This is a genomic window from Haemophilus parainfluenzae (assembly GCF_014931415.1).
Taxonomy (GTDB): Bacteria; Pseudomonadota; Gammaproteobacteria; order Enterobacterales; family Pasteurellaceae; genus Haemophilus_D; species Haemophilus_D parainfluenzae_AF.
Genome location: NZ_CP063121.1, coordinates 893,495 through 910,059 on the forward strand (window position 1 = coordinate 893,495; position 16,565 = coordinate 910,059).

The following is a 16,565-nucleotide window of genomic DNA, read 5'->3' on the forward strand; positions in this document are numbered from 1 at the left end:
TCTTATGCGCCTGTTTATTGCCGAAAAACCTAATCTTGGGCGAGCGATTGCCGATGTATTGCCAAAACCTCATCAACGGGGTGATGGTTTTATTAAATGCGGCAATGATGATGTGGTGACTTGGTGCGTGGGGCATTTGCTCGAACAGGCAGAACCCGATGCCTATGATCCAAAATTCAAACAATGGCGTTTAGAACATTTACCTATCATTCCTGAAAAGTGGATTCTGTTACCGCGAAAGGAAGTAAAAAAACAACTTTCTGTGGTAGAAAAACTCATTCATCAAGCTGATATTTTAGTTAATGCAGGTGACCCGGATAGAGAAGGGCAGTTGTTGGTGGATGAAGTGTTTAGCTATGCCAATTTATCCGCCGAAAAACGTGATGGCATTTTGCGTTGTTTGATTAGCGATCTTAACCCAAGTGCGGTCGAAAAAGCGGTACAAAAACTCCAACCGAATCGTCATTTTATTCCATTGGCTACCTCTGCACTGGCGCGTGCTCGTGCCGATTGGCTTTATGGCATTAATATGACTCGCGCTTATACCATTCGTGGTCGCCAAGCCGGTTATGATGGTGTGCTTTCCGTTGGGCGAGTACAAACGCCCGTATTAGGCTTGATTGTTCGCCGCGATTTAGAAATTGAAAATTTCCAACCCAAAGACTTCTATGAAGTGTTGGCATGGGTGAAAGACGAGAAAACGTCTGAAAATCCGACCGCACTTTTTTCAGCACTTTGGCAACCAAGTAAGGCTTGTGAAGATTACCAAGATGAAGATGGTCGCGTGCTGTCTTTAGGCTTAGCCGAAAATGTGGTGAAGCGCATTACGGATCACCCTGCCGAAGTGACTGAATATGTGGATAAGCGAGAAAAAGAAACAGCGCCTTTGCCTTATTCCTTGTCAGCATTGCAGATTGATGCGGCAAAACGTTTTGGTATATCAGCGCAAAGCGTGTTGGATACCTGTCAGCGGTTATATGAAACCCATCGTTTGATTACCTATCCACGTTCTGATTGTCGCTATTTGCCGGAAGAGCATTTTGCTGAACGACATAAAGTGATGAATGCGATTTCACAGCATTGTCAGACTTACCAAACCTTGCCATCGGTGGTGGATAGCGAGCAACGTAATCGTTGTTGGAATGATAAAAAAGTGGAAGCGCACCATGCGATTATTCCGACGGCTAACACACGTTCGATCAATTTAAGTATTGATGAACAACGTATTTATGAATTGATTGCACGTCAGTATTTATTGCAATTCTGTCCCGATGCAGAATATCGTAAAAGTAAAATTACCTTAAGTATTGCAGGCGGTACTTTTGTTGCTCAAGCGCGCAACTTGCAAACCGCGGGGTGGAAAGAGTTGCTTGGTAAAGAAGACGAAGATGAAAATCAAGAGCCGCTATTGCCGATCGTGAAGAAAGGACAGATCCTGCATTGTGAACGAGGTGAAGTGGTGAGTAAAAAAACGCAACCGCCGAAACCTTTTACCGATGCGACATTGCTTTCGGCCATGACGGGTATTGCGCGCTTTGTGCAAGATAAAGAATTGAAAAAAATTCTGCGTGAAACAGATGGACTTGGCACAGAAGCCACGCGCGCAGGCATTATTGAATTGCTGTTTAAACGAGGCTTTTTGACGAAAAAAGGGCGTAATATTCACAGCACAGAAACGGGGCGGATCCTCATTTCAGCGCTACCGGATATTGCTACGCAACCTGATATGACAGCACATTGGGAAGCGCAATTAACGGATATCAGCCAAAAACAGGCGAGTTATCAGCAATTTATGTTTACACTCAATCAAATGCTACCGGATTTAGTGCGCTTTGTGGATTTCACCGCATTACGTCGTTTAAGTCAGATTTCAAAGGGTTTAAATGCGGCACCTGCAAAACGAAAAAGAGCGGTCAAAAAATCGGAAGATTTAAACGCTGAAAATTGATTAAACTTAATACAATTAAGTAAAAAAAATGGGAAAGCGCTTGCGAAAAGCGTGAATTTTATATAACATTTGCTCCCAGTTTTCTTGCGAAATCGCAATTTAGAGAAGAAAGAATAATGTACAATATTTTATTATTTGTTTATGTATTAATTTGTATCGCCTTAATCGGCTTTATCCTTGTTCAACAAGGTAAAGGTGCGAACGCAGGTGCGTCATTTGGTGGCGGTGCATCAGGTACCATGTTTGGTTCTGCAGGTGCAGGTAACTTTTTAACCCGTACCAGCGCAATCTTAGCAACTGGCTTTTTTGTGATTGCTTTAGTGTTGGGTAATATTAACTCTCACCGTGGTAATGTACAAAAAGGTTCATTTGACGATTTATCTCAAACTGCTGAACAAGTTCAACAACAGCAACAACAAACTGCTCCAGCAGTTGAAAACAAAAATAACGATATTCCGCAATAAGGAATAAAAACAGAATAAACGCTCTGGTGGTGGAATTGGTAGACACGCTATCTTGAGGGGGTAGTGGCCGCAGGCCGTGCGAGTTCAAGTCTCGCCCAGAGCACCAAATATAAACCGACTTAATCAAGTCGGTTTTTTTTCGTCTAAAATTTGCTTGAATAGCTAGTTATTATCCCCTGTTTTGGTTACAATCTGTCGATTTTCTTTTTCTAGAAACCCATTAGGAGAGCACTATGAACTTCCCTCAAATCGCCCAGCAAGTGATTGATAAGCTTGGCGGCAAAGAAAACATCGCCACAGCAGCACATTGTGCAACGCGTTTACGTATTGTGCTAAACGATGAAAGCAAAGTGGACAAAGAAGGCATTGATAACATTGAAGGCGTGAAAGGGCAGTTTGCTGTCGCCGGTCAATATCAAATTATCTTCGGTTCTGGCACAGTGAATAAAGTCCATGCTGAACTTACCAAATTGCTTGGTATCGGCGATGTGAGCAAAGCCGAAGTGGCAGAAGCGGCGTCAGGCAATCAAAACTTATTGCAACGTTTGGTGAAAGGCTTAGCGGATATTTTCGTGCCAATCATTCCAGCAATCGTCGCAGGCGGTTTGTTAATGGGTATTCACTCCATGCTTACAGCGAAAGGTTTCTTCGTTGATGAATTAAGCGTGATTGATATACACCCGGGTCTTGCGGATTTGGTGGACTTCATTAATACCATCGCAAACGCACCGTTTGTGTTCTTACCAGTATTACTTGGTTTCTCTGCGACTCGTAAATTCGGCGGTAACCCATTCTTAGGGGCAGCGCTTGGGATGTTATTAGTTCACCCTGCATTAGCAGATGGTTGGAACTACGCATTAACCCTTGCGCAAGGCAAAATCCAATACTGGAATGTATTCGGTCTTGAGATTGAAAAAGTCGGCTATCAAGGTACCGTTATCCCAACATTAGTTTCTGCTTGGGTGTTAGCAACCTTAGAAAAAACCTTCCGTAAGTTTGTGCCTTCTTACTTAGATAACCTCATTACCCCATTATTCTCACTCTTTATTGCGGGCTTCTTAGCGTTTACCGTAATCGGTCCAATTGGTCGTGAAGCGGGTTCATTAATTGCATCAGGCTTAACTTGGTTATATGACACCTTAGGTTTTGTTGGTGGCGCGATCTTCGGGGCATTCTATGCACCAATTGTTATCACGGGTATGCACCAAACCTTCATTGCGGTTGAAACACAATTATTAGCTGAAATGGCAAATACTGGCGGTACCTTTATTTTCCCAATCGCCGCAATGTCAAACATCGCACAAGGTGCAGCTTGTTTAGGTGTAGCAGTGGCATTAAAAGATCCAAAAGTACGCGGTTTAGCGGTGCCATCTGGTATTTCTGCACTATTAGGGATTACTGAACCGGCGATGTTCGGGGTGAACTTACGTTATCGTCAGGCGTTCTTTGCGGCGATGATTGGTTCAGGCTTAGCAAGTGCCTTTATCGCTTTCTTCAATGTAAAAGCCATTGCATTAGGCGCAGCAGGTTTCTTAGGTATTCCATCTATCAAACCAGATAGCCTTGCGATGTACTGCATCGGTATGATGATTTCATTTGTGGTGGCATTCACGCTTTCAGTCATTTTCGTGAAACGCGCACAAGCAAAAGCAAAAGCATAATCGCAATAAAAAAGAAAAAGCACGAGTTTAAGCTCGTGCTTTTTTGTTTGGAAAAAATGCGTCTAAAAATGACCGCACTTTCAGTGAGAGTTAGCCTTCTCGACAGTTTAACCAAGTGCTTCTCATGCCTTGATTATTCTTGTAGTACACAGAATTATTTTCACGAGCGATTAAATCAACATAACTGCCATCAATCGGCTCATAAGAGCGATAAATCACTTCAAAGCGGTTTCCACGTGCATTTAAGGTACGATTTTCCACATGATCAAACGGCACCGCTTTTCCACCATCTAATTGGAAATAAATTCCAAAGTTATCTTTCATTCGGCTTTCTCTTGAAAGTGGGAAGTAAGTGGTTAAATACGAACTTGAACCCGTTTCTGAATTACGACAAGAGTAATAATAACGTTTGTAATCTTTCGGATTGTTTAATTCTGCTTGGCTAATGTTATTTTTAAGGTATCGTGTTTTAACGCTTTTCTTTGGTTGCTGTGTTGTAGTACAAGCAAACAACCCTACAAATGCCGCTGTGAGTAATGCTATTTTAAATTTATTCATCGATAAAGTTCCGAGAGTAGAGTGAATTAGAAAGGGAGTATGATAGCGGAAAAATTTGGACTGTGCAAAAAGGGGATGAGATATTTGAGTTATGTATCTAGAAATACTTTATATTAAAAATAATGTTAATTTATTTTAATACATCGCAATATGAATTAAGTTTGAATTTAATTTAATGATTTATATCATAATATCTTTGAGTTAATGTGGTTGAGGATTTTTCTATTTGATAAAATACGTAAAATTATATTAACTAAAGGAACTTTTATGGGAAAACATTTATTAATAACAGGAGCTGGAGTGGATCGTTCAGAGGGAATTAATTTTCCTTTGGCTAATACTTTACTTGCAGATGTGGCTGGATATCTAGCTGATAAAGATAATTGTGTTGATTCAGAATTACGTAAGATGATTCCTGGCCTTCGTTTTAATTTTAATAATATGATTGCTAGAGCAGTAGATAAGGTGGCTACAAGAGAAATTCATGAGCAAAAACAAATGATTCAGAGAGTTCGTGAGGTGCTCAACAATCTAGAGGAAAATGATGATAAGAATAAGAAGTTAGCGCAATTATTAATCAAGTTATTTGAAAAACTAGCAACGATAGCTGAACAAAGCTATTTAGATGAAGAAACAGAAAGCCTAATTAGAGATGTGTTTCCTGATGATGCAGATGATATTATTGATAGTGATTCTATTTTAGATATACATAAGCTGTCTCTTTCTGACACTTTTAAGCTAGTGCTTAAACGAACTTTAAGAATGAGCTTAAAAGGTGATAATCCTATTGCTAGGGCAATTGGAGCGGATTTGTTAAATATAGAAACATTATTGATAGAGAAATTTTTAGGATTTTATAATGAAAATCCTGCAGATATTAAGAATTATATTTATATTTCTTGGTCTTTATGGGCTTATCTAGTACATAAACAACAAGAAGTTATTGGTAAAAATTCAGGTCTACCATTCTATAGTCAATTACACAAAGATATAAGAGCAGTAACATTAAATTATACTTATTTTCTTGAAAATCAATTGACAGGAAATAATGTTATATACTTTCATGGTGGGTTGGCAGAATATGTAAGAATGGATACAAGAGACTTATTGAATATAGAAAATATACTATCACTTAACCCGAGTGATTTTATTCGTGATGTTATTGCGCCAAGTATTAATTTAAATGATTATGATATATCAAAACAAGTTCATATAATTCCATCGCTAGTTCCACCTTTAAGGTTAAAGCCTGTATTATCAAATAAATATATTGAATTGTGGGCAAAATCAACAGAGTGGATTAAAGAGGCTGAACATATCGTCATTATAGGATATTCATTTAATAATGCTGATGAGCATTTTAATGACATATTAAGATGCTATCATAATAATAAAAAAATTGATATCGTTGTACCACATGCAGATGGTGACTATTTTAAAAATAGAATAGAAAAAGTATTTAATATTCCGCAGAATCAATTAACCAAAGTTACGGTTCAAAATAGATCTGCTCTTCAATGTAGGAATATTCGCTTAATTTCAGCTTGTGCTACAGAAATAGATGTTTCTGAATTGTTTGGATTAGGTTGTTAATAGTCATAAATGTATGAGGGGGAATAATTCTCCCCCTTTATGATTCCTACTTCATCGCCACACCCAGCCATTTCATCATCTCTCTCTCATCCCAACCTTTGCGTTTGGCATAATCTTGAGCTTGGTCTTCATCAATGCGACCTAAGGTGAAATAGTTACTTGCAGGGTGGGTGAAGTACCAGCCACAGACGGAAGCAGCCGGCCACATGGCGTAGCTTTCGGTGAGTTTCATGCCGATGCGTTGTTCCACTTCTAATAAATCCCAAATCAAGGCTTTTTCGGTATGTTCTGGGCAGCTTGGATAACCCGGTGCAGGGCGGATGCCGACATAGTTTTCATTGATTAAGCCTTGATTGTCGAATTCTTCTTGCGTGTAGCCCCAAATGCGGGTGCGAAGTTCGAAGTGTAGATATTCTGCCATGGCTTCCGCTAAGCGGTCGCCCACAGCTTGTAGTAAGATGGCATTGTAGTCATCGCCTGCTGCTTTATAGCCTTCTACTAATTCCATTTCTTCAATACCCGCGCAGACGGCGAACATGCCGAACCAGTCTTTTTTACCGCTTTCACGATCGGCAATAAAGTCGCTTAAGCAGAAGTTAAATGGGCTTTTGCTGTTTTTTCCACGTTCCGTTTGTTGGCGTAAACCGTAAGCGGTGCCAATAGGTTGTGTGCGTTCTTCATCAGCGAAAAGCATCACATCATCGCCTACACGTTCCGCAGGGAATATGCCTAAAATACCGCTTGGGTTGAGTTTGTGGTTTTGTTCTAATTCATCCAATACCACTTGTGCATCGTTCCACACTTTGCGTGCTTCTTCGCCGCCTTCTGGATAATCAAAGGCATCAGGGTAGCCACCCATTAAGCCCCAAATGCGGAAGAATGGTGACCAGTCGATAAATTTACGCAGCTCGGCAATCGGTACGTTTTTAAATTCCACAATACCGGTTTGGTTTGGTGTTGGTGGCACGTAATCTGCCCATTCACCACTAAAGCCATCAAAGCGATTTGAGCGAGCTTCTTCAATGCTGAGCTGTTTACGCAGTGGTTTACGGTTAGAGAAAGATTGCTGAATTTTTTCGTAATCCTTTTTAAATTGTTCCCACAATGCTGCTCGGCTTTCAGGATTCATCAATGCTGCACACACCGTCACTGCACGGGAGGCGTTAGAGGTATAAAATACGCCGTGTTCTTTATATTTTGGATAAAGTTTAATGGCTGTATGTTCTTTAGAAGTGGTCGCCCCGCCAATCATCACAGGCAGATTTAAGCCTAAGCGAGTCATTTCACCCAAGAAGTATTCCATTTCATCTAAAGAAGGGGTAATCAAACCACTTAACGCGATGATGTCCGCTTTTTCATCAATAGCGGTTTGAATGATTTTGTCCGCTGGCACCATCACGCCTAAGTCAATCACTTCAAAGTTATTACATTGCATCACCACGCTTACGATGTTTTTACCGATATCGTGCACGTCGCCTTTTACGGTGGCGATCACCACTTTACCGTTGCTTGAACCTTTTTGTTTGGTTGCGTTGATAAAAGGCTCTAAATACGCCACAGATTGTTTCATCACTCGTGCAGATTTCACCACTTGTGGCAGGAACATTTTACCGTCACCGAATAAATCGCCGACGACATCCATCCCTTCCATCAGCGGCCCTTCAATGACATCTAATGGGCTTGGTAATTGTTGGCGGGCTTCTTCAGTATCTTCCACAATGTAAGTGGTAATTCCTTTCACTAGCGCGTGTTTTAAACGTTCTTCCACCGGCCAAGTACGCCATTCTGCGACAGAATCGACCGCACTTTCATCGTTGCCTTGGTTACGATATTTTTCTGCAATATCGAGCAATTTTTCGGTAGCATCTGGGCTGCGGTTTAATACCGCATCTTCCACAATTTCACGTAATTCAGGATCGAGATCGTCATAAATTGCGAGCTGCCCCGCATTCACAATCCCCATATCCATGCCTTGTTTGATGGCGTGATAGAGGAAGACGGCGTGAATGGCTTCGCGCATCACGTTGTTACCACGGAATGAGAAAGAAACATTAGACACCCCGCCCGAGATTTTCGCATGTGGTAACGCGCGTTTAATACGGCCTGTAGCGTTGATGAAATCCACACCGTAGTTATTGTGCTCTTCAATCCCCGTACCGATAGCAAAAATATTCGGGTCGAAAATAATGTCTTCTGGCGGGAAGCCGACTTGGTTCACCAAAATGTCATAAGCACGGCTACAAATTTCAACTTTACGATCTTCGGTATCGGCCTGACCCACTTCGTCAAATGCCATCACCACCACGGCGGCACCGTATTTACGTACTAGTTTAGCATGGTCGATAAAGATTTCTTCGCCTTCTTTTAACGAGATGGAGTTCACAATCGGCTTACCTTGTACCGACTGCAAACCCGCTTCAATCACTTCCCATTTAGACGAGTCGATCATTACCGGCACTTTGGCTGCATCAGGTTCGGTCGCCATAATATTAAGGAAACGGGTCATACATTTTTTGCCGTCTAATAAGGCTTCGTCCATATTGACGTCGATCACTTGCGCACCGTTTTCCACTTGGTCAATAGCAATTTCAATGGCTTCGGCAAATTTGTCTTCTTTAATTAAGCGTTTGAATTTTGCCGAACCAGTCACGTTATTACGTTCGCCCACGTTCACGAATAGGCTTTCATCATCAATATTGAGTGGCTCTAAGCCCGATAAACGCATCGCAGTTTTAATTTCAGGCAATTTACGCGGCGCAATACCTTGCATTGCATCCGCAAATGCTTTGATATGTTCTGGCGTCGTACCACAACAACCCCCGACAATGTTCACAAAGCCACTTTCAGCCCATTCTTTAAGATGTGCAGCCATTTCTTCAGCCCCTAAATCGTAGCCACCAAAGGCATTTGGCAAGCCTGCATTTGGGTGAACGGATACATAGGTTTCGCTGATTTTAGACAGTTGTTCAACATATTGGCGAAGTTCTTTCGGGCCGAGCGCACAGTTTAGGCCGAATGTCAGTGGCTTAGCGTGGCGAAGTGAGTTGTAGAATGCTTCAGTGGTTTGCCCTGAAAGCGTACGACCGGAAGCATCGGTAATGGTGCCTGAAATCATAATCGGCAATTCCACACCTAATTCTTCAAATACCGTTTCAATGGCGAAAATAGCGGCTTTTGCGTTTAATGTGTCGAAAATAGTTTCGATCATGATTAAATCCGCACCACCTTCAATTAAGCCTTTAGTGGCTTCAGCATAAGCATCGACCAGTTCCATAAAGGTAATGTTACGGAAACCTGGGTCATTTACATCAGGAGAAATAGAGGCTGTACGGTTGGTGGGCCCTAACACACCTGCCACAAAGCGAGGTTTTTCTGGTGTGCTGTATTTATCTGCGGCTAAACGCGCTAATTTTGCCCCTGCAAAATTCAATTCGTAGGCAATAGACTGTAAATCATAATCCGCTTGCGCAATGGTGGTAGAGCTAAAGGTATTGGTTTCAATAATATCGGCGCCGGCTTGTAAATATTTCTCATGAATCGCAGAAATTAACAGCGGTTGGGTTAAGGTGAGCAAGTCATTATTGCCACGTAAATCAACCGCACTTTCTTTAAAACGCTCGCCTCTAAAATCAGCCTCGGTGAGTTTGTATTTTTGGATCATCGTCCCCATCGCACCATCTAAAATAAGGATGCGTTTCTCAAGGGCTTGTTTGAGTTGAGAGTTTTTGTTCAGCATAATTAAAATTCCGTAAAGCTAAGGATAGTAGAGAAATGATAGGGGGTAGATGAATAAGTGTCAAATCCAATACACTAAATGCTTTATCCTTGAAAATAAATAAAAATTTACTATAGTATTGATAACAGATTTTCTTAAAAAGAATATAACCATTTATTATTGAGGTCATTATGTGTAGAAAAATTTTTATTTCGTTTTTTTTAATTTTTATTTCTTTAAGTGATGTGATGGCAAGTGATTTCATAGATGTATCAAATTCTGATACAAATGTAAAAATGTTACCTAGCTCAGAAGCTGAACCTAAAATAAAAGATAATGATACTGAAATACAGATTATTGAAAAAAGAAAAATACAAGCATTTAATACTGCCGCTCGTTATATGAAAGCAAAATATTGTCTTTGGGAAACTGATTATGAAAAATTACCTAATAAAGAAAAAGCCAAACGAGTAATGTATGTACCTGAAATAGATAATAACGGTTATCATGCTTTTATTTTCATGGTTAAGGATGTTACATGCGGCACGGGGAATGCAGGGCCAGCATTTGAATTAGTTCATCTTTTAACTTATAGAAGTGATTTATATCCAGCTAAAGTAGAGGATAGCAATCAACATGTAGGAGATATAAATAGATATAAACAAGAGGGAAATAAAATGATTATAGAGCATATGTTACTTGCTGATGATGATGCTCGTACTTTCCCAACACTTAAGTATCGTGAAACATTTACCCTTCCTGATTTGAAACCTGTCAAAAAAGAATTTTTAGGAAAGGTTAAATATTAACGAGATAATTAATTTAAAGAAAAGAAAGGCGGACAAATTGTCCGCCGAATGGTTAGCAATATTTGCTGTCCGAGTAAAAAAACAGATTAACGTAAAAATGCCGGAATATTTTTTTCGTATTCACTGATGGCATCTTCGTGTTGTAACGTCAAACCGATGTTATCCAAGCCGTTTAACAAACAATGACGGCGGAATTCATCCAGTTCAAAGTGATAGACTTTGTCACCTACAGTGACAGTCATCGCTTCCAAATCCACATGGATTTGTTTGCCCTCATTTGCCCACACCCATTGGAAGATTTCTTCCACTTCTTCTTCGCTTAAACGAATCGGTAACATGTGGTTGTTTAAACTATTGTTATAGAAAATATCCGCAAAGCTTGGTGCGATCATCACTTTGAAACCGTAATCGGCTAATGCCCAAGGTGCGTGTTCACGTGAAGAACCACAACCAAGATTTTTACGCGCTAATAAAATGGTCGCGCCTTGATATTGTGGATAATTTAATACGAAATCTGGATTTGGCTTGGTACCTTCTACATCCAAATAACGCCATTCATGGAATAAGTGTTTGCCGAAACCTACGCGGGTAATGGCTTGTAAAAATTGTTTTGGAATAATTGCATCCGTGTCCACGTTTGCCGCATCCAATGGCACTACTAAGCCTGAAAGTTGTTTAAATCCTGCCATTTTCTGCTCCTTAGTTTAATGTGACGTCACGAATATCAACGAATTTACCGAACATTCCCGCTGCCGCAGCCATCGCAGGACTCACCAAGTGAGTACGACCATTACGGCCTTGGCGACCTTCAAAGTTACGGTTTGATGTAGAAGCACAGCGTTCCCATTCGCCTAAGCGGTCATCGTTCATCCCTAAGCACATTGAGCAACCTGGGTTACGCCATTCAGCGCCCGCTTCGATAAAGATTTTATCCAAGCCTTCTTTTTCTGCTTGTTCTTTCACTAAACCAGAGCCTGGTACCACTAAAATACGTTTTACATTGTCGGCTTTTTTACGACCTTTCATGACAGCCGCTGCGGCACGTAAATCTTCGATACGAGCATTGGTGCAAGAGCCAATAAACACTTGATCCACCGGAATGTCTTTTAAATCGGTATTCGGTTCTAAACCGATATAATTCAATGCTTTTTCTGCTGAAGCACGAGTCACAGGATCGGTCATTTCTGCTGGATTTGGCACTAATTGATCGATACCGATTACTTGGCCTGGGTTTGTTCCCCAAGTTACCTGTGGTGCAATGTCTTTGGCTTCTAACGTGATGACTGTGTCAAATTTTGCATCATCATCGGATTTTAAGGTTTTCCAATAAGCAACAGCATCATCCCAATCTTTACCTTTTGGTGCATGTGGACGACCTTTTAAGTATTCGAAAGTCGTTTCATCTGGTGCGATTAAGCCGGCTTTGGCACCCATTTCTATTGCCATATTACAAACGGTCATACGGCCTTCCATAGAAAGGTCACGAATGGCTTCACCACAGAATTCCACCACATGACCTGTACCGCCTGCCATGGTGGTTTTACCGATAATGGCAAGAATGATATCTTTTGCGGTAATGCCAGGTGCTACTTTTCCACGCACTTCAATTTTCATATTTTTCGCGCGAGCTTGTTTTAAGGTTTGTGTGGCTAATACATGTTCTACCTCGGATGTACCAATACCAAATGCTAAGGCGCCGAATGCCCCATGGGTGGCAGTATGGGAGTCACCACAAACGATAGTCATACCTGGTAAGGTTAAGCCTTGTTCAGGCCCCATGACATGCACAATACCTTGTTCTTTTGTGGTCATATCGAACAATTGAATACCGGTTGCTTTCGTGTTTTTTTCAAGTTCCAATACTTGAATTTTCGCTTGGCCTTCAAGTTTGTTCACATCACGTACTTGGGTAGAAATACTGTGATCCATGGTACCGAAAGTTTTACTGACTTGACGTACTTGGCGGCCAGCTACACGTAGACCATCAAAGGCTTGTGGACTGGTTACTTCATGGATTAAATGACGGTTAATATACAAAATCGGCGTTTCGCCTTCAGCTTCGTACACCACATGGGCATCGAATAGTTTCTCGTAGAGTGTTTTTGCCATAATTTTTCTCAATTCGTTAGGGGCTTTGTTAGAGTAGTAAGTTTTAAATTGTCTGTTGGTATTTTTCTAATCCATTCGCAACTTTAGATGGATAGAACTCTATCACTTGATAATCTGCTATTTGGTGTTGGTGAAATGGATCTTGTTCAATAATTTGATTTACTTCATCAAGATCTTTTGCATTCATAATAATGATTCCACCAGTTCTAGGTTCTTTACGCCCAGACATTAGAAACTTACCTTGTTGATAAAACTTATCTAAAAATGTTCTGTGTTCAGCTAGAAATTCTTCAATTTTCTCTAAAGGTTGAATATAGGTTAATGAAACGATAAACATATAATCTCCTTTGTTTCTAGGGCTGCTTGATCCTTTCTGTTAAATTTGTTGATGGTGGACAAAATGCCCACCCTGTTATTAGATCGCTTCAGCAATCAATGTACCCATTTGTGCAGTTGAAACAGGTGTAGAGTCATCGGCTAAATCACCCGTACGGTGACCATTTGCTAAGACTTTTTGCACGGCATTTTCAATCGCATCTGCCGCATCATTTAAGTTGAAGCTGTAACGCAACATCATCGCGGCAGAAAGAATTTGTGCGATTGGGTTAGCAATGCCTTTGCCTGCAATATCCGGTGCAGAACCGCCAGCCGGTTCATATAAACCGAAACCTTCTTCATTTAAGCTAGCAGATGGCAACATCCCCATAGAGCCCGTGATCATCGCCGCTTCATCAGAAATAATATCACCGAAAATGTTAGAGCAGAGGAGTACATCGAAAGATTCAGGCGCTTTGATTAACTGCATGGTCGCGTTGTCGATATAAATGTGATCTAAGGTGACTTCTGGATAGTCTTTCGCCACTTCTGTCACGGTTTCACGCCATAAGATTGAAGCTTGTAATACGTTAGCTTTATCGACAGAAGTGACGTGTTTACGACGTTTCATTGCCGCATCAAAAGCTGCACGTGCAATGCGTTCGATTTCATATTTGTAATAAACTTCTGTATCGAATGCTTTGGTTTGTGCGCCTTCACCTTCACGACCTTTAGGCTGACCGAAATAAATCCCACCCGTTAATTCACGTACAACCACCATATCAAACCCTTTCGCTGCAATATCTGCACGTAATGGACAGAATTTTTCGAGTCCTTTATAAAGGGTAGCAGGACGAAGATTGCAGAATAATTTAAAATGTTTACGCAATGGTAATAATGCACCGCGTTCTGGTTGTTGATCCGGTGGTAAATTTGTCCATTTAGGGCCGCCAACAGAGCCAAACAAAATCGCATCAGCCTCATCACAACCTTTTAAGGTGTCTGCCGGTAATGGGCAACCACAATGATCAATTGCAGCACCACCTACATAAAATTCATTGAAGTTAAGTTTAAAACCGAATTTTTCTTGGACTTTGTTTAATACTTTAATGGCTTCAGCCATGACTTCCGGACCGATACCGTCTCCTGGTAGAACAGCGATGTTGTATGATTGCATATTATTTTTCCTATTTCTTTCACACTAAAGTGCGGTTAATTTTCTCCCCTCTTTTGTAAAGAGGGACAGGGGGAGATTTTAACAATATAAAATTGCTGAGGTTGATGTTACTTCTGTCAAATCTCCCCTAACCCCTCTTTGCTAAAGAGGGGGATTGGATTAATGATGTTTGTGGCTTTTAATATCGGCGACTTTATGCGCACGATAAATAGCATTAATTGCATGAACTAAAGCAAGTGCGGAAGATTCAACGATGTCTGTCGCTAAACCAACGCCATGGAATTTACGGCCTTCGTGTTCAACCACGATATCCACCTGACCTAAGGCTTCAGCACCTTCGCCTTTTGCAGTTAAGTTATAGTGCGACATTTTGATATCTAAGCCGGTTAAATTCAAGATCGCATTGTAAACTGCATCAACCGGACCATTACCACCGATAGAAGAGGTGCTTAATTTTTTACCATCCAATTCCACTTGAACAAACGCAGTTGCTGGATATTCTTTAGTGGAATGTGCAGAAAGTTTATCTAACACTAAACGATCCTCATCCCCTTGTTGCATATCGATAAAGGCTAAAGCTTCTAAGTCATAATCGAATACTTGGCCTTTTTTGTCTGCTAATTTTAAGAAGGCTTCATACAATTTGTCTAAATCGTAATCTTGTTCGGTGTAGCCCATATCCGCCATGTGACCTTTTACCGCTGCGCGACCAGAACGTGCGGTTAAGTTCAATTTTTCTTTTTTCAAGCCAATAGTTTCTGGCGACATGATTTCGTAGGTATTTTGGTTTTTTAACATGCCATCTTGGTGAATACCGGATGAATGTGCAAAAGCATTTGAGCCTACAATCGCTTTATTCGGTTGGATTGGCATATTACAAAGTTGGCTCACCATTTGGCTGACACGGTGGATTTCTTGTGTGTTGATACGTGTATCCACGCCCATAAATTCTTGACGAACTTTCATTGCCATCACCACTTCTTCAAGAGAGGTGTTGCCTGCGCGTTCACCAATGCCGTTAATAGTACATTCAATTTGACGTGCACCATTTTGTACAGCGGTTAAGGAGTTAGCCGTTGCCATACCTAAGTCATTGTGACAATGTACGGAAATCACAGCTTTATCGATATTTGGTACGCGGTTACGTACTTCAGCAATAATATTGCCGAATTGATTAGGTAAGCAGAAACCAACAGTGTCAGGAATGTTTACAGTTGTTGCACCTGCATTAATTGCGGCTTCAACAATACGACAAATATTGTCGATACCGGTGCGGCCCGCATCTTCGCAAGAAAATTCTACGTCGTCTGTATAATTACGTGCATGTTTTACTGCTGCCACCGCCATTTCAACGACATCGTCAAAAGTACGTTTTAATTTGGCTTCAACGTGTAAGGCTGAAACTGCAATAAATGTATGGATACGAAACGCTTCTGCCACTTTTAAGGCTTCAGCTGCAGCATCAATATCTTTAATTACTGCACGGGAAAGTGCCGCAACACGACTATTTTTGATATGGCGTGCAATGGTTTGAACAGATTCAAAATCACCTTGAGAAGAAACCGGAAAACCGACTTCCATCACATCCACGCCGAGACGTTCAAGTGCTAAAGCAATCTGTAATTTCTCTTTAACGGTTAAGCTTGCTTTTAACGCTTGTTCGCCATCACGCAAGGTAGTATCAAAAATAATAACGCGATCTGTCATAATGTTTTCCTTCTTTTATCACTCAAAGTGCGGTCATTTTTACCGTGATTTTAAAACGAAAAAACCCGCAATCTTAAAAGTGCGGGTTGATAATAGATTTTTTACATAAAGGTGTTTTTTATCCACAACTTAGCCGCACAAAGAATGTGAGAGCAGGAGGTTGAGAGATAAAGAAACAGCTTGGTACATAAAAAGATAATCCTGTAAAAAATTCTGTAGAACGCTGTCCATATTACGGATAAAAATGTTGCTGTCAAATCATTTATCAGTGATTTATATCTAAAATGAATATCTCTACACAATCTTAAAAGTGTATTTCTCTTAATATAAGTTTTTTATCAGAATTAATCTCTAAAAATAGCTTTTAAGAAGCTGTTTTTGTCCTGTTTTATTCCTCGTTTCTGGTATGCCTATTTTTTCTAAAATTTTTTCTCTTTTTGCGATCTGAATCGCAGAATTAAGACAAACTTTTCATTTTTTGAGACAAATCTCGCCATAATTTTCTTTTT

At 40.6% G+C, this 16,565-nt stretch carries 12 protein-coding genes and 1 tRNA gene; 6 read left to right on the plus strand and 7 right to left on the minus strand.

The genetic code is table 11. The features are described from left to right. Positions 1-4 precede the first annotated feature (4 nt). The 4 genes from INP93_RS04420 to INP93_RS04435 all read left to right on the plus strand — a co-directional run bounded on the left by INP93_RS04420 (position 5) and on the right by INP93_RS04435 (position 4,073). Positions 5-1,948, plus strand: a complete 1,944-nt coding sequence (locus INP93_RS04420) for a DNA topoisomerase III (protein WP_197545244.1) — start codon at positions 5-7, stop codon at positions 1,946-1,948. 116 nt (positions 1,949-2,064) lie between these two features. Next, positions 2,065-2,412 (plus strand): preprotein translocase subunit SecG, encoded by a 348-nt coding sequence (gene secG / locus INP93_RS04425; RefSeq protein WP_197545245.1) that lies wholly within the window; start codon positions 2,065-2,067, stop codon positions 2,410-2,412. A 20-nt stretch (positions 2,413-2,432) separates the two neighbouring features. Further along, positions 2,433-2,518 (plus strand) — tRNA-Leu (locus tag INP93_RS04430). Positions 2,519-2,645: 127 nt separating this feature from the next. Continuing rightward, on the plus strand, positions 2,646-4,073 hold the full coding sequence (locus INP93_RS04435; protein WP_197545246.1) for a sucrose-specific PTS transporter subunit IIBC: 1,428 nt from the start codon (positions 2,646-2,648) through the stop codon (positions 4,071-4,073). Between the two features lie 90 nt (positions 4,074-4,163). On the opposite strand, the gene INP93_RS04440 is transcribed toward INP93_RS04435, so the two are convergent. Further along, on the minus strand, positions 4,164-4,631 hold the full coding sequence (locus tag INP93_RS04440) for a hypothetical protein (RefSeq protein WP_197545247.1): 468 nt from the start codon (positions 4,629-4,631) through the stop codon (positions 4,164-4,166). A gap of 267 nt (positions 4,632-4,898) precedes the next feature. Between INP93_RS04440 and INP93_RS04445 the strand changes: the two genes are divergently transcribed. Next, positions 4,899-6,224: a hypothetical protein gene (locus INP93_RS04445; protein ID WP_197545248.1), complete on the plus strand. Its 1,326-nt coding sequence runs from the start codon at positions 4,899-4,901 to the stop codon at positions 6,222-6,224. Between the two features lie 46 nt (positions 6,225-6,270). On the opposite strand, the gene metH is transcribed toward INP93_RS04445, so the two are convergent. Continuing rightward, on the minus strand, positions 6,271-9,960 hold the full coding sequence (gene metH / locus INP93_RS04450) for a methionine synthase (protein ID WP_197545249.1): 3,690 nt from the start codon (positions 9,958-9,960) through the stop codon (positions 6,271-6,273). Between the two features lie 170 nt (positions 9,961-10,130). Between metH and INP93_RS04455 the strand changes: the two genes are divergently transcribed. Further along, positions 10,131-10,748, plus strand: a complete 618-nt coding sequence (locus INP93_RS04455) for a hypothetical protein (protein ID WP_197545250.1) — start codon at positions 10,131-10,133, stop codon at positions 10,746-10,748. A gap of 86 nt (positions 10,749-10,834) precedes the next feature. On the opposite strand, the gene leuD is transcribed toward INP93_RS04455, so the two are convergent. From leuD to leuA, 5 genes are all read right to left on the minus strand, one after another. Continuing rightward, positions 10,835-11,437 (minus strand): 3-isopropylmalate dehydratase small subunit, encoded by a 603-nt coding sequence (leuD, locus tag INP93_RS04460; RefSeq protein ID WP_005696826.1) that lies wholly within the window; start codon positions 11,435-11,437, stop codon positions 10,835-10,837. Between the two features lie 10 nt (positions 11,438-11,447). Further along, the gene (gene leuC, locus INP93_RS04465) at positions 11,448-12,857 is read right to left on the minus strand and encodes a 3-isopropylmalate dehydratase large subunit (RefSeq protein ID WP_197545251.1); all 1,410 of its coding nucleotides are present in this window, start codon (positions 12,855-12,857) and stop codon (positions 11,448-11,450) included. A 43-nt stretch (positions 12,858-12,900) separates the two neighbouring features. Then, complete coding sequence (locus INP93_RS04470; RefSeq protein WP_049373133.1) at positions 12,901-13,194, minus strand: YciI family protein; 294 nt, start codon at positions 13,192-13,194, stop codon at positions 12,901-12,903. 78 nt (positions 13,195-13,272) lie between these two features. After that, positions 13,273-14,349 (minus strand): 3-isopropylmalate dehydrogenase, encoded by a 1,077-nt coding sequence (leuB, locus tag INP93_RS04475; RefSeq protein ID WP_197545252.1) that lies wholly within the window; start codon positions 14,347-14,349, stop codon positions 13,273-13,275. A gap of 159 nt (positions 14,350-14,508) precedes the next feature. Continuing rightward, entirely contained in the window at positions 14,509-16,056 is a 1,548-nt protein-coding gene (gene leuA / locus INP93_RS04480; RefSeq protein ID WP_005696823.1) for a 2-isopropylmalate synthase, read from the minus strand. Between the last annotated feature and the right edge of the window lie 509 nt (positions 16,057-16,565).

Coding starts and splice junctions, on each gene's coding strand:
- INP93_RS04420 (WP_197545244.1), top strand. CDS start 5: ATGCGCCTGTTTATTGCCGAAAAACCTAATCTTGGGCGAGCGATTGCC.
- secG (WP_197545245.1), top strand. CDS start 2,065: ATGTACAATATTTTATTATTTGTTTATGTATTAATTTGTATCGCCTTA.
- INP93_RS04435 (WP_197545246.1), top strand. CDS start 2,646: ATGAACTTCCCTCAAATCGCCCAGCAAGTGATTGATAAGCTTGGCGGC.
- INP93_RS04440 (WP_197545247.1), bottom strand. CDS start 4,631: ATGAATAAATTTAAAATAGCATTACTCACAGCGGCATTTGTAGGGTTG.
- INP93_RS04445 (WP_197545248.1), top strand. CDS start 4,899: ATGGGAAAACATTTATTAATAACAGGAGCTGGAGTGGATCGTTCAGAG.
- metH (WP_197545249.1), bottom strand. CDS start 9,960: ATGCTGAACAAAAACTCTCAACTCAAACAAGCCCTTGAGAAACGCATC.
- INP93_RS04455 (WP_197545250.1), top strand. CDS start 10,131: ATGTGTAGAAAAATTTTTATTTCGTTTTTTTTAATTTTTATTTCTTTA.
- leuD (WP_005696826.1), bottom strand. CDS start 11,437: ATGGCAGGATTTAAACAACTTTCAGGCTTAGTAGTGCCATTGGATGCG.
- leuC (WP_197545251.1), bottom strand. CDS start 12,857: ATGGCAAAAACACTCTACGAGAAACTATTCGATGCCCATGTGGTGTAC.
- INP93_RS04470 (WP_049373133.1), bottom strand. CDS start 13,194: ATGTTTATCGTTTCATTAACCTATATTCAACCTTTAGAGAAAATTGAA.
- leuB (WP_197545252.1), bottom strand. CDS start 14,349: ATGCAATCATACAACATCGCTGTTCTACCAGGAGACGGTATCGGTCCG.
- leuA (WP_005696823.1), bottom strand. CDS start 16,056: ATGACAGATCGCGTTATTATTTTTGATACTACCTTGCGTGATGGCGAA.